Annotated in this window: 10 protein-coding genes; 3 read left to right on the top strand and 7 right to left on the bottom strand. The window is 70.2% G+C overall.

Annotated elements, in window-relative coordinates; all coding sequences use genetic code 11:
• Positions 1–269: 269 nt before the first annotated feature.
• Positions 270–1,034, bottom strand: coding sequence for a PhzF family phenazine biosynthesis protein (locus E1292_RS45175; RefSeq protein WP_132605966.1), 765 nt, complete (start codon positions 1,032–1,034; stop codon positions 270–272).
• A 168-nt stretch (positions 1,035–1,202) separates the two neighbouring features.
• Between E1292_RS45175 and E1292_RS45180 the strand changes: the two genes are divergently transcribed.
• The gene (locus E1292_RS45180; RefSeq protein WP_132605958.1) at positions 1,203–1,586 is read left to right on the top strand and encodes a cell division protein SepF; all 384 of its coding nucleotides are present in this window, start codon (positions 1,203–1,205) and stop codon (positions 1,584–1,586) included.
• A gap of 666 nt (positions 1,587–2,252) precedes the next feature.
• On the opposite strand, the gene E1292_RS45185 is transcribed toward E1292_RS45180, so the two are convergent.
• The 5 genes from E1292_RS45185 to E1292_RS45205 form a co-directional block, all read right to left on the bottom strand.
• The gene (locus E1292_RS45185; protein WP_132605959.1) at positions 2,253–3,542 is read right to left on the bottom strand and encodes a hypothetical protein; all 1,290 of its coding nucleotides are present in this window, start codon (positions 3,540–3,542) and stop codon (positions 2,253–2,255) included.
• 162 nt (positions 3,543–3,704) lie between these two features.
• A complete protein-coding gene (gene argS, locus E1292_RS45190; RefSeq protein WP_132605960.1) occupies positions 3,705–5,432 on the bottom strand; it encodes an arginine--tRNA ligase in 1,728 nt (575 codons plus the stop codon).
• Complete coding sequence (locus tag E1292_RS45195) at positions 5,429–7,720, bottom strand: HAD-IC family P-type ATPase (protein ID WP_132605961.1); 2,292 nt, start codon at positions 7,718–7,720, stop codon at positions 5,429–5,431. Before E1292_RS45195 ends, argS begins: the two co-directional genes overlap by 4 nt.
• A 63-nt stretch (positions 7,721–7,783) precedes the next feature.
• Entirely contained in the window at positions 7,784–8,803 is a 1,020-nt protein-coding gene (plsX, locus tag E1292_RS45200) for a phosphate acyltransferase PlsX (RefSeq protein ID WP_132605962.1), read from the bottom strand.
• Positions 8,804–9,005: 202 nt separating this feature from the next.
• Positions 9,006–9,563, bottom strand: coding sequence for a DUF1707 SHOCT-like domain-containing protein (locus tag E1292_RS45205; protein WP_132605963.1), 558 nt, complete (start codon positions 9,561–9,563; stop codon positions 9,006–9,008).
• Between the two features lie 176 nt (positions 9,564–9,739).
• Here E1292_RS45205 and E1292_RS45210 point away from each other — a divergent pair, with 176 nt between their 5' ends.
• Positions 9,740–11,056 carry a KamA family radical SAM protein gene (locus tag E1292_RS45210; protein WP_132605964.1) on the top strand — a complete coding sequence of 439 codons (1,317 nt, stop codon included), beginning with the start codon at positions 9,740–9,742 and terminating at the stop codon, positions 11,054–11,056.
• A 442-nt stretch (positions 11,057–11,498) separates the two neighbouring features.
• Positions 11,499–12,356 carry a hypothetical protein gene (locus E1292_RS45215; RefSeq protein ID WP_132605965.1) on the top strand — a complete coding sequence of 286 codons (858 nt, stop codon included), beginning with the start codon at positions 11,499–11,501 and terminating at the stop codon, positions 12,354–12,356.
• Between the two features lie 970 nt (positions 12,357–13,326).
• Here E1292_RS45215 and E1292_RS51890 read toward each other — a convergent pair.
• Positions 13,327–13,500, bottom strand: coding sequence for a hypothetical protein (locus E1292_RS51890; protein ID WP_165975076.1), 174 nt, complete (start codon positions 13,498–13,500; stop codon positions 13,327–13,329).
• Between the last annotated feature and the right edge of the window lie 159 nt (positions 13,501–13,659).

Raw genomic sequence — 13,659 nt, forward strand, 5'->3', positions numbered from 1 at the left:
GGCCATGGCCGGCCACGCCTCCGTGCATCCCGGTACTGCTGCTCGGGCGTGACGGCGTGACGGCGACACCGGCCGGCGACACGAACGGGATCGACGAGCGCCCTCGTGGTGCCGGCTGGACAGGGGCATGGCGATGCCGAGCCCGGCGGTTGACGTGCCGAGCACGTTCGCTTCGTTCACTTGCGACGAGGCGGCACGGCGAACAGGGGGCGTCCGCGCATGTGACGTGTGCGGTTGGGTCTCAGGGCCGCTGTCCCTGGATGGAGTCTTCAGACGTCCAGGGTGCCGGAGAGCACCGTCACGGCCCGGCCGGCCAGGTGGACGCGGTCACCGTCGTGGGTCACGTGTACGAGGCCCCCTCTGGCCGACAACTGGGCGCCCACCAAGGAAGGGCGGCCGAGGCGGGACGACCAGTACGGGGAGAGCGCGCAATGGGCCGAGCCCGTCACCGGGTCCTCTGGGATGCCGACATTGGGGGCGAAGAAGCGGGAGACGAAGTCGGTCTCCGTGCCCCGCGCGGTGACGATGACACCTCTCGCGTCGACGGCGGCGAGGGCTGAAATATCGGGGGTCAGCGAGCGTACCGATTCCTCTGAGTCGAGCTCGACCAGCAGGTCGAGGTGGCTTTTTCCGACCTGAACCGGGGTCGCTCCGAGCGCTTTCTCCAGGCCTGCGGGAACGGTGGAGGGGGTCACCTCCTTCGCCGGGAAATCCATGGTGATCATGCCGTCGGAGCGGCGATTCACGGTAAGCGTCCCGCTGGCCGTGGTGAATTCGAGGCGGCCGCTCGCCGCCCCGGTCGAATAGAGGACGTGGGCGGTCGCGAGGGTGGCGTGACCGCAGAGCGTGACCTCGACCATGGGCGTGAACCAGCGCAGAGAATCTCCGAGCAGGTAGGCGGTCTCGGAGAGGTTCATCTCGGCGGCTACGCTCTGCATCCATCGGTCAGTAACCGGAGAGTCCAGCAGGCAGACCGCCGCGGGATTACCCTTGAAAGCTGTGTCCGTGAAGGCATCCACAGTGAAGAGGCGCATGTGCTCGATGCTATCCAGGGGTCGGATATCCAGCTGCAACCGGGCTGCAAGCCGTACAAAATGGAATTAGTCCTGGGCGTGTCGCGTGGCGAATGCGGAATCGTCGGTTACCGTCCAATGTGTAGGGACGTGCCGATTACGGTGAGTTCCTGAGGAAAGGACAAGCCGATGGGGGCAGTGCGCAAGGTGGTGAGCTACCTTGGCCTGGGCGGAATCGACCAATACGACGAGGGCTACGACGACGACGGGCAGTACGAGGACGAATACGTGCCTGCTACGGAGCGGGCCGCCAGACGGTGGCGCGCGAACGTCGACTCGTCACGCATCGTGATGGTCCAGCCGCTCAAGTACAACGACGCGCCGATGATCGGCCAGCACTTCCGTGACGGGCAGACGGTGATCATGGACGTCACGGGCATGCCCATGCCTGAGGCGACGAGGATGGTCGACTTCGCCGCAGGGCTGGCCTTCGGGTGTGAGGGAAGGATCGAGCGCATTGCCGACCGCGTCTTCCTGCTCGCGCCGGCACACGTGGAGATCGAGGTTTCGTAGGAGACCCGCTGTGATGCGGGCCGCGGGTCTCCTGACGGGACGAGAGCTCCTTTCGCGTGCGGGCGCGACGGGACGGCGGCCGGGTCACTCCGGGAACGGGCTGCGGTGCGTTCGCGCGTTCAGCCCTGCAGGTCAGGCCGCGATGGCGGGCCGGTGAAAGCCCCACGTGTGCGGGTCTCAACCCCACGTGCGGGCGGGTGAGCCCGGTGCGGGCCCTGAGGCTCCGTACGGGCAGGGAGGCCTGCCGCAGGCCCAATAGCCACTGAGTGGCGATGAACCCCGGTACGGGCGGCGAAGCTGGCTGCGGGTTCCGAATCCGTTACGGGCAGGGAAGCTCGGTACGGGTGGAAGTCTGGCCCGGTGGGATACCCGGTGTGAGACAGGAGCCCCGGGCTCGGAGCGGGAAGCCTGTGCACCTGGTGTGACAGATCCCGCGGTGAACTCTCTCGTACGGGCCGGGGTGCGCGGCGGAAAGCCCGTGTACCTGGCGTGACAGATCCCGCGGTGTCCTCCCTCAGTACGGGCCTGGGTGCGTGGCGCAACGCCTGTGTACGGATTGTGACAGGGCCGGTGGTGAACTTTCTCGTACGGGCCTGGGGAGGCTGTTCACCGGGTGTGACGGGTCCGGTGGCGGGCTCCCTCGTACGGGGCTGGCGGGGCGGCGGGTCACCCTGCGCGTGGGCCGCGGCGGATCAGCCGGGCCAGCTCCACCGCGTCGTCGGCGGCCTGCTTCGCGCGGGCGTCGGCTTCGCGGGCGTAGGCGTGCAGGGCCCACACCGCCCCCTCGGCCAGCTCTTTCAGCTCGGCCACCTGGGCCGTCACGTAGCGGGCGTCGGCTTCGACGAGCTTGCGGCGCAGCCAGAGTTGCCAGCCGGCCAGGCCGATCATGGCCACGGCGGCCGCGACGAGCAGGTTGTTGAGGAAGACCGCGCCGACGAGGCAGGCGACACCGGCGACGATCAGCACCATGGCGGCCCACGGACGGCCGCGGGGCACGACCCCGTCGGCGACGATGGCGTCCTCGGCGGCGGTCATCGAGAGCTCGTCGGGGCCCTCCGGCCGCAGGTGGATGCGGTGGCCGAGCAGCGGCACCGTCAGCGTCTCCGGCGGCTCCAGGCGGCTGTCGGCCTCCAGTTCCTCGGCGACGCCCCGCAGGATGGGCGCCGCCACGTGGAGGGCGATCGCCGCCAGGTGCGGGTCGGAGCCGGGGCGCAGGTCGTCGAGCAGGTGTGAGCTGAGCGAGGCCATCGGGCCGGCCGGTCCGCTCTGGCCGATCAGCGAGCGCAGCACGGCGAGTGGTTCGTCCTCGGCCCAGGAGGTGGCGGGGCTGCCGGTGCTGTTGTCGAGCGGGGCGGAGGAGTCGTGGTCGGACTGCCGGGCCGAGGTGATCTCGGAGACCCTGCCGCGCAACCTGGCCAGGCGGGCGGCGGCCACCGCGGGCCTGGCCAGCTCGGGGATCTCGGCCATCTCGGGGAAGTCCACGAGGGACGGCGGCACCACGACCGACGGCTCGTCCGGGACCAGCGCCTGCATCCACTGCTGCGGGTCGGCGTGTTCCTGCACGGCCAGCACGTCGAGCTTGCGCAGCACGAAGATCTTGCCGGCGGGGCCGTAGGCGCCTCTGGCGGCGGCCAGCCAGAGTGAGCGCTGCCCGTGGGTGACCGGCCGGTCGAGGGACAGCTCGCCGAAGGCGGTGCCGAGCCATGAGGCGTGGATGCGGCTGCCCTGCCCTGACACGGCCAGGGCCAGGCAGAGGAAGAGCGCGGTCTGTTGCTGGTCGCGCCCGGCCGCCCTGCTCAGCGGCTCAAGGGGGTCGTCGCCGGCGAGGATGGCGACCAGCGCCTCGACGGCCGGAGGCAGCCAGTAGCCGGGGATGTCGCGGAAGCCCGGGGCGGCGGGAGGTGCGGAGCCGTTGGCGGCGAGGTGTGCCAGCAACGCCTCCGCGTAGCGATGCACCTCCGTCGCTGCTTGGGGGCTCGCAGTCAGGTCCGTGCTCAAGGCAGAGAACTCCCCCATTTCGGCCTCAGTTCATGACCGCGTAAAGCCTAGCTGCTGGGGCGCGCCAACTCGGTGAAGGCGCGCCCACGACTGGAACGGGAGCTTTGGGTCAACTGCGTGTTACATGCGCTCGGGGACAGGGACGCCCAGAAGGTCGAGCCCGGCCTCCAGCACGGCCATGGTCAGCGCGCACAACGCGAGGCGGGAGGCCCGCGTCTCCGGCGGCACTTCCGGCCGGAGCACCGGGCACTGCTCGTAGAACGTGCTCAGGAGGCTGGACGTCTCGTAGAGGAAGGCGCACAGCCGGTGGGGCTCGGACTGTTCGGCCGCCTGCCCGACGAGCGAGCCGAAGCCGAGCAGATGGAGGGCCAGGGCGCGCTCGGCGGGGTCGCCCAGCAGGATCGGGCCCTTCGCGTCGGAGGGCTCGATGCCGGCCCGGCGGAAGATGGAGCGGATCCGGGCGGTGGCGTACTGCATGTAGGGGCCGGTGTTGCCGGTGAAGGCGAGCATGCGGTCGAAGTCGAGGACGTATTCGCTGTCATGGCTGACCGACAGATCGGCATATTTCACGGCGCCCATGCCGACGGCACGCGCGATCTCGCTCCTGGTGGCCTCGTCGTAGCCCCGGTCGGAGATCGCCGCCGTGGCCCGGTCGATGGCCTCCTGCAGCAGGTCCATCAGCTTGATGGACTCGCCGGAACGGGTCTTGAACCGGCGGCCGTCCTTGCCGAGCATCATGCCGATCTGGACGTGCTCGGCCGAGACCGTGTCGGGCAGCCAGCCCGCCACCTGTGCCGCCGCGAACACCATGCGGAAGTGCAGCGCCTGCTCGGAGCCCACGACGTAGAGGATGCGGTCGGCCTTGAGGTCGTGGACGCGGTAGCGGATGGCCGCCATGTCGGTGGAGGCGTAGCCGTAGCCCCCGTCGCTCTTCCTGATGATGAGCGGCAGGGGCTTGTCGTCGGAGCCGGTGAAGCCGGGCGGGAACACGCAGAGCGCGCCGTCGCTGATCACCGCCGCCCCGGAGGCCTCCAGGTCGTCGCACGTCTTCTGGAGCATGGGGTTGTACATGCTCTCGCCGGCGAGGTCGGCGTCGGTCAGCGTGACGCCGAGCAGCTGGTAGACCTTGTTGAAGTAGCGGACGGTGGCGTCCATGAACACGTGCCAGAGCCGCATCGTCTCGGGGTCGCCCGACTGCAGCGTGGTCACCCGCACCCGGGCCCGCTGCTTGAACGCCTCGTCACCGTCGAACTTGACCCGCGCCGCCTGGTAGAACTCGGTGCCCATGCCGGCCTCGAGCTGCTCGACCGCGGTCTCCTCGCCGATGTCGAGCAGGTGCTCGATGAGCATGCCGAACGGCGTGCCCCAGTCGCCCAGGTGGTTCTGCCTGATCACGGTGTTGCCCAGGTGCTCGTGCAGGCGGGCCAGCGAGTCGCCGACGATCGTCGTGCGGAGGTGACCGACGTGCATCTCCTTGGCCGCGTTGGGCGCGGAGTAGTCGATCACCACGGTCTGGGAGGGCGTGATCGAGCCGACGCCCAGCCGTGGGTCGGCCAGCACGCGCTGGGCCTCGGACTCGATCCACGAGTCGTCGAGGGTGATGTTGAGGAAGCCGGGACCGCTGACCTCGACCGTGCCGGGGAAGTCGGACAGCGCGCCCTTGATCGCCTCGGCGACCTCCCGCGGCGCCCGTCGCAGTCGCTTGGCCAGGCTCATCGCGACGTTCGCCTGGAAGTCGGCGAACTGGGAGGGCCGGATCAGCGGGTCTGCGTCGGCGTGCTCGGGGCCGAACGCGTGCGCCAGCGCCTGCTGGACGCGCTCGGTGAGCACAATCTGCGGGTCGGTCATGCTTTAAGGGTACCGGCGACCCTGACCGCGATGCTGATCGCCGCGGCCGCCACGACGGAGATGCCGACGGCCGTCAGGTCCCTGGCCACGTCGCCCGGCTGGAGCGCGAAGAACTCCCTGACGAAGGGCAGCGTCAGGCTGACGGCGAACAGCACGGCCATGGCGGCGACGAGGGCCGTACGCCACCAGTTGAGCGGCCTGGCGATCAGCACGAGCACCCACCAGGTGGTGAGGAAGAGGGCGATCACCGCGGACGTCTGGGTCTGGACGAGCGTGGTCGTGCTGTCGTGCGCGGTCCAGAACGCCAGCAGCACCGCCGCCGCGCACAACACCCCGGCGGGTACGGCGAAGCGCAGCACCCGGGGGACGAATCCCGGTCTGGCGCGTTCGAGCGTGGGCGTGAGCGCGAGGAAGAGCACGGGGATGCCGATGGTCAGGGCGTTCGTCAGGGTCGAGTGGCGTGGCGCGAAAGGGAACATCATCCCTGCCAGCCCGACGATCACCGACAACACGATCGCGTAGAAGCTCTTGGCGAGGAACAGGTGGGAGACGCGTTCGATGTTGGCCAGCACCCGGCGGCCCTCGCCCACGAGGTGCGGCAGCGTGGCGAACTTGTCGTCCAGCAGCACCACCTGGGCGACCGCCTTGGTGGCCGGGCTGCCCGCGCCCATCGCGATGCCCAGGTCGGCGTCCTTCAGCGCGAGCACGTCGTTGACGCCGTCGCCGGTCATGGCCACGGTGTGGCCGCGGGACTGAAGGGCGGCGACGAACTCGCGTTTCTGCCGCGGGGAGACCCGGCCGAAGACCGTGTGGGAGTCCAGCAGGTCGCCGAGCTTGTCCGGGTCGTCGCGCGGCAACGTCCTGGCGTCGAGCGAGCGTTCGCCGCCGGGGATGCCGAGGCCGGTCGCGATCGCCGAGACCGCGTCCGGGTTGTCTCCCGAGATGACCTTGACCGTCACGCCCTGCTCGCCGAAGTAGCGCAGGGTGTCTCGCGCGTCGGGCCTGACACGCTGCGTGAAGGTGACGAGCGCGACGGGCTCGGGCTCTGCCGGCGACGCGTCCGCAGGCAGGCCGTCCGTACGGCACAACAGCAGCACGCGGGTGCCGGCGGCGGCCAGCTCGGCGGCCCTGTCGTAACAGTCGCCCCCGTCGAGCAGCACGTCGGGAGCCCCCAGCACCCAGGTGCCGCGCTCACCGAAGTCGGCGCCGCTCCACTTGCGGGCGGAGGAGAACGGCACGGTCGCGCCGGCCACCCACCCGTCCTCGACCTCGGGCCAGCGGGCGCGGATGGCCTGGGCGGTGGCGTTGGGCCGCTGGTCGAGGTGAGCGAGCGCGGTCAGCGCCGGCTCGACCGGCCGGTCGTCACGGAGCGGCAGCACCCGGTCGAGGTCCATCCCGCCGGCGGTGAGGGTGCCGGTCTTGTCCAGGCAGAGCACGTCGACCCGGGCCAGCCCTTCGACCGCGGGCAACTCCTGGACGAGGCACTTGCGCCGCCCGAGGCGTACGACGCCGACGGCGAAGGCGATCGAGGTCATCAGCACCAGGCCCTCGGGGATCATGGTGACGATGCCCGCGACCGCCCCGGTGACGGCGGTGCCGATGTCGGCGGAGTTGCTGAGCTGGCTGTAGAGCAGCAGGCCGCCCACCGGGACGACGAGCCAGGTCACGTACTTGATGAAGCCGGCGATGCCGTCCCGGAGCTCCGAGCGGGCCAGGTGGAACTGGCTGGCCTCCTCCGCGAGCCGCACGGCGTACGCGTCGGCGCCGACCTTCGTGGCCACGAACGCGCCGGAGCCCGCGACCGCGAAGCTGCCCGACAGGACCTCGTCGCCCGGCCGCTTGCGCACGGGGTCGGCCTCGCCGGTCAGCAGGGACTCGTCCACCTCCAGCCCGTCGGACTCGACGACCTCGCCGTCGACCAGCAGGCGCTCGCCGGGGCCGAGCAGGACGAGGTCGCCCAGCACGATCTGGCGGGCCTCGATCTGCTGCTCCCCGCCGTCGCGGCGGACGCGTACGGGCGCCTCGTTGACCACCGCGAGACGGTCGAGCGTGCGCTTGGCGCGCAGCTCCTGGACGATGCCGATCAGTGCGTTGGCCACGATGATCAGCCCGAACATGACGTCCTGCCACTCGCCGAAGACCAGCACGAGGACGCTGAGCACGCCGATGACAAGGTTGAAAAGGGTCAGGACGTTGGCCCTGAGGATCGCGCTGAGCGACCTGCTCGAGCGGCGCGGGACGTCGTTGGTCTGCGCCCGCGCCACCTGTGCGGGAGTCAGGCCCCGCATCGTTGAGGCAAGCCCGTCCACATATCCCCCTGTTGCTGTGGATCGGTCTCACACCCTAAAGGGTCACCACAGCCTGTGGGAGCGATGTGTGGCGGCGATCCGCTCGCCGACCTCGGTCACGATGCCGCTCGACGACAGGTCGTCCGCGAGCCGGCAGGCCGCGCTGATCCCCTGGGCCCTGGACGAGCCGTGGGCGATGACGACGGCGCCGTTCAGCCCGAGCAGGACGGCTCCGCCGTACGCCTCGGCGTCGAGGCGGCGGCGCAGCTCGCGCAGGCGCGAGCGCTGCATGGCGGCGCCGAGCCTGGCCAGCCTGCTGTCGCCGATGCTCTCCTGGAGCTCGGCGAACGCGTAGCGGACCGCGCCCTCCATGGTCTTGAGCGCCACGTTGCCGGTGAAGCCGTCGGTGGTGATGACGTCGGCCTGGCCGGTCAGCAGGTCGTAGCCCTCGACGTTGCCGGTGAAGTGGATGCCGGGAGAGCCCTGCAGCAGCTCGTGCGCGCGCTTGACGAGCTTGTTGCCCTTCTCGGCCTCGCTGCCGATGGTCAGCAGGCCGACCCTGGGCTGCTCGACGCCGTGGGCCAGCTCGGCGTAGGCGGCGCCGAGATGGGCGAACTGGACCAGCATCTCCGGCTTGGCCTCGGCATTGGCCCCGGCGTCGAGCAGCAGGGTGGGGTGCGGGAGCGTGGGCAGGGCGACGGCTATGGCCGGCCTGAGCACGCCCTGCTGGCCTTTGAGCCGGAGCCTGCCGGTGGCCACGATGGCCGCGGTGGAGCCGGCGGAGACCACCGCGCCGGCGTCGCCGCGGCGTACGAGGTGGCAGGCGACCGCGAGGCTGGAGCGGGGGCGGCGCAGGCTGGCCAGCGCTCCCTCGTTCATGGCCAGGGCCTCCTCGGCCCGGACGATCGGGATCTCCTTGGTCGCGTCGTGGTCGGCGAGCGCTTCGTAAAGCACGCGGGGCGAGCCGACGAGCACGACGCGCAGGCCGCGCTCGCGTACGGCGTGGACCGCTCCCGCCACGATCTCGTGCGGTGCGTGGTCGCCGCCCATGGCGTCGAGCGCGATGGGCCTGCTGTCGGACAATGATCACCTCGTACGGCATCGAGCCCGCCGTCATGGCTTGGCCGGAACGCGGGCTCGGATGTCCGCATCGTAGGCACGGCAGGTGCCAGGTTAACCGGCGGGTAGGCCTTCTTGGTTCCCGCTTGGACGGGTTCCAGTCGTGCCAGGCCCGCTCGCCGTCGCGGAGCGGGGCGCCGTGCGAGGATTTCCCGGCGGGGCGCCGTCAGCGCAGGTTCCAGTCGGACATCCCGCGCGACACGATCACCTTGGAGAACTTCGACGCTCCCGTGACCCGGATCAGCGGACCGTCGGCCTCGGAGCCTCCGGTCACGTCGCGCTTGCCGAACATCGAGCTGCCCTCGTCGATCACGTGGGCGTTCTCGGGGACGCGCACGATCATCTTGCTGAACCAGGCGTTCGTCTCGATCGTGATCTCGCGGCCGGGCAGGACGGCGTCGGACAGGTCGATGATCAGCGCGCCGAACCGCGCGGACAGCCTGGTGTTCCTGGAGGCGACCCAGCGGCCCTTGCGTATGACCTTGCTGAACTTCGAGTCGATGACCTGCTGCTCGATGGCGGTGGGCACGCCGGCCGCGGACACGTCGGGCAGGTCTTTGGTGATGGGGACGAGCTCCCCGACCGTTTTCGCGGTGTAGGTGAGATCGAGGCGGTCGGCGTGCTCGACGCTGGTGAGTCTTCCTGCGGCGAGCGCCTCGGACAGCACGGCGGCCACGCGGTCGCGGTCGGTGTCGGAGGCGCGAAGGTGCGGATCGTCGGTCACATGACGAGTGTAGGCCTATTCGCGATATGTCGCGAGTGTCGCCAAACCTCCAGAGAAACTTGGAGCCCGGTGGAACCGGTGACGCGGCTGGGAGCGTCCGGGTATTAAGAACCGTAGACGCGCGACAGGGTCGTGAGGTTTACATCAGATCGAACAAAAAAGATGGGACAGGCCTAGTGATCTTGAACCAGGCAGGCACCCGACGCTTCAAGGCGTACACGTCCAAGCATCTCGACGAGCTCCTGCAGCGTGCCGGGCTCGGCGACGAGGAGCGGCTGAAGGTTCGCGCCGTGGCCACGGTGTTGCCGTTCCGGACGAACGCCTACGTCGTGGAGGAACTCATAGATTGGTCGGCCGCGCCCGACGACCCCATATACCGGCTCGTCTTCCCCCAGGAGGACATGCTGCCCGCCGCAGACGTCGCCCGGCTGGCCGACCTGCTCAAGGCCGAGGCGCCGAATGCCGAGATCCAGGCTGAGGCCAACCGCGTCCGCGCACAGCTCAACCCGCATCCCGCGGGCCAGAAGGAGCTCAACGTCCCGAAGATCGACGACGAGCCCGTGCCTGGCCTGCAGCACAAATATCCCGAGACCGTGCTGTTCTTCCCCAAGCAAGGGCAGACCTGTCACGCCTACTGCACCTACTGCTTCAGGTGGGCGCAGTTCGTCGGTGACGCGGACCTGAAGTTCGCCTCTGACGACATCGGCCAGATGGTGGGCTACCTTCGCAGCCATCCCGAGGTCACCAGCGTCCTGATCACCGGCGGCGACGCCATGATCATGGGCGAGCCCGTCATCAGGCGATATATCGAGCCTTTGCTGGAGCTGGAGCAGCTCGAGTCCATCCGCATCGGCACCAAGGCGCTGGCCTACTGGCCACAGCGCTTCGTCACCGACCCCGACGCGGACGCCACGCTCGGCCTGTTCGAAGAGGTCACGAACGCCGGCAAGAACCTCGCGTTCATGGCCCACTTCTCGCACCCGCGCGAGCTGGAGTCACCGCTGGTGGAGTCGGCGGTCAAGCGCATCCTCGGCAGCGGCGCCACGATCCGCACCCAGGCGCCGCTGATCAGGTCCATCAACGACGACCCCGCCGTGTGGGCTCACATGTGGCGGCGGCAGCTCAGGATGGGACTGATTCCCTACTACATGTTCGTCGAGCGCGACACCGGGCCCCAGGACTACTTCGCGGTGCCGCTGGCCCGTGCGTACGAGATCTTCCGGGACGCCTACGCGTCCGTCTCCGGGCTCTGCCGCACGGTCCGCGGTCCGTCGATGTCCGCCACGCCGGGAAAGGTGTGCATCGACGGCGTCACGGAGATCGCCGGGGAGCGGGTCTTCATGCTCCACCTCATCCAGGCGCGCGACCCCTCACTCGTGGGGCGGCCGTTCTTCGCGCGCTACGACCCGACCGCGGTGTGGCTGAGCGACCTCCGGCCGGCCTTCGCCGACCGTTTTCCGTTCGAGCAGGAGGAAGCCCTGCTGCCCGTCTGACGGTCGCGCGCGTCCAACGCGACCGGAAAATTACGCCCCGGCCCGTGACATTTGTTTTCGCGACCCATTGTTCACGGGCCGGAGGGTGGTTATGAGGCGCCCCGCGCGAAGTGCGCCGCGCGGGCGTGCACTATCAGAAACAAGACCCTCCTATTTCCGTTTTGTCTTCCCGCTCAACGCTCCCCCCTCACTCGGTAACCGTGCTGCAAACCCCTTCTACATGGGCATTCATGAGCCTGCGGCCGGTCACGGCGAGTGATAGAACTGCTGGCGTAGCTCAGCCGTGACGGCACGCCCGATGTGGTGCCCATAGCGCGTACGCCACGGCATTCGGGGGTTATCGATTCGCATTTCCACCGCATTCGAGAGCGATCGATCACGAGCCGGGAAGGCAATCATGAATCGAGTAGTCAAGGCGGCGGTAGCCGTCACAACATTTGGCTTGGCGGCGGCTTTGGCCGTGCCGGCCCAGGCGGAAGTCAGCTCCGAGAGCCGGAGCGGAGGCACCACCACCGCGACGAGCCCGCTCGGCGGGATCCTCGGCGGCGGGATCGCCGCCGATCTGGTGAGCGCGCTGTTCGGCGCCCCGGCCCAGCCGCGGCAGCTGACGGAAGCCGAGAAGGACGCCCTGGCCGAGTCCAGGAGGATAGCCGACAACCAGCGGCGGAGCATGGGCACGCCCAACTCGGCCGAGGACGTCACCAAGGACGGCGACCCGCTGTCCGAGCTGTCGCCGATCGTCGGCGGCATCCCGCTCAGCAACGGCGGCGGCGTGACGTCGTCGCTGCCCCTGCTGTCGGGCGCGGCCCGCATGGCGGAAGCGTCGACCCCGTCGGTCAAGGCGTTCCGGCAGGGCAGGAGCGAGGTCGCCACCCAGGCCGCGACCGTGCACGGCGTCGTCGCCGCCATGGCCGGCCTGGCCGAGTCGTCCCTCGGCAGCGCGCTGGTCAAGCTGCCGGCCACCGACGGCGCACCCGTCAAGGGTGTCGCGGCGCAGACCTCCATGTCCGGCCTCACGCAGGCCGCCAAGAACGCGCTGCCGGGCATCCCCGGTGGACGGCTGTCCACGGTGATCGGGAAGGTCGCGCCCGCCGAGGTGGCCCCGGTCGCCGAGGCGCTGCCCGGCCTGACCCAGGCCGCCACCCTGGACGAGCTCACCCCGCTCGTCGAGGAGGCCGCGGGCACCGTCGGGGCCGGCGGCACCAAGGCCGCCGCGTCCTACCGCGACGTGGTGACCGCACTCGGATGGTCCACCAGCGCGCTGACGAGCTCGGTGCGGCAGTCCTGGGACCGCGACTAGCCACGACGGAGGCGCCGGCGGGCGTGGCTCGCCAAGGGCCGGCATGAGGGTTCGCGGGCGTCAAAGGTGCCGACGCCGGGAACCCTGTCGTGCCGGTGACCCGTACGCCGTCTCCTCCGCCGGAGGAGCGGCCCCCGGCCGGGACATCGCCGTCCACGGACCGGGATCCCACCGTGGCCGGGACGCCGTCGTGCCGACGTGCCAGGCCGGTGGGGCGCTCACAGGTGCCGAGCGCTCCAGGCCGGCCGTGCGTGGGTCGCTCACGGGTGCCGAGCGTTCCGGGCCGGCCGTGCGTGGGTCGCTCACGGGTGCCGAGCGTTCCAGGCCGGCCGTGCGTGGGTCGCGAGGCGTCGCGCGTACGGGCCGCGCACGCGGGTGGTCTCATGACGGGCAAGGGCGGACGCGCCCGCGCCCGGGGCGAGCTCGCGCACCGCGCCGCCACTGCAGGGCGGCGGCGCCGCACGAGCCAGCCCGCCGCCGGCCCCGCTCCGGGGTCGGCGGCATGCTTTTTCTTTCGTTCCTTCACGGCACCGCCAAGGTCACCCCACCCTCCGCACGTGGCTGAGGGCCTCCAGGGAGACGCCATCTGACCGCCACGTGGCGGGCCGCCGACACGCGCGCATCGCCGGCCGTCCAAGGCTGGACATGTCGCCCGGCACGCGTCCGGGAGCCCGTCAACGACGAGGGCGGCTCGGTGAGCGGCGAGCGTATGAAGTGAGGGCCCGTGTGGGCCCTTCCCCGTGACGTGGGGGAACCATGGCACTCGTCTCGTCACGACGGCGTGTCGCGGCGAGGTCGAGGGAAATGGCCGTCGCCGTGCGGCGAGGTCCGGAAAGACCATGCGATGCGGCGGGGCCTGGGGAGACCGCGCGATGCGGTGGGGTCGAGGGAAACCCGGCCGTGGCCGTGTGACGGGGTCTGGGGAGACCATGCGATGCGGCGGGGTCGGGGAGACCGACGCCGGGCGGGGTCAGGGGAGGCGGACGCCGGTGCGGCGGGCTATCTGGGCCTGCAGCCTGGCCATCTGCCAGTGCAGCTCCAGCAGCTGCTCGGCGAGCTGCATCCGCGGGATCTCGGACACGTCTTCGGTGGCCAGGTGGTCAATCGCGGCCGAAAGCTCTCCCATCGCGCGCTCCCACTCCATCGCCGTTCCTCAGATCGAATTGGCGTTCGAATACTATCGGAACGGCAGGCTCGCTGTCAGTCATTAACCCCTCCCGTCGCCCGCGTTTCGCACACGAGATGGAAGCCCGGGCAAGCGAAAGGCGCCACACCGGGGGCGGGTCGGTGCGGCGGCGGGGGG

Origin of the sequence: Nonomuraea deserti (genome assembly GCF_004348685.1) — a bacterium.
Lineage (GTDB): Bacteria > Actinomycetota > Actinomycetes > Streptosporangiales > Streptosporangiaceae > Nonomuraea > Nonomuraea deserti.

Bases quoted from the DNA above. Each gene is read 5' to 3' on its own strand.
- E1292_RS45175 (WP_132605966.1), bottom strand. From the start codon at position 1,034: ATGCGCCTCTTCACTGTGGATGCCTTCACGGACACAGCTTTCAAGGGT.
- E1292_RS45180 (WP_132605958.1), top strand. From the start codon at position 1,203: ATGGGGGCAGTGCGCAAGGTGGTGAGCTACCTTGGCCTGGGCGGAATC.
- argS (WP_132605960.1), bottom strand. From the start codon at position 5,432: ATGACCGACCCGCAGATTGTGCTCACCGAGCGCGTCCAGCAGGCGCTG.
- E1292_RS45195 (WP_132605961.1), bottom strand. From the start codon at position 7,720: ATGCGGGGCCTGACTCCCGCACAGGTGGCGCGGGCGCAGACCAACGAC.
- E1292_RS51890 (WP_165975076.1), bottom strand. From the start codon at position 13,500: ATGGAGTGGGAGCGCGCGATGGGAGAGCTTTCGGCCGCGATTGACCAC.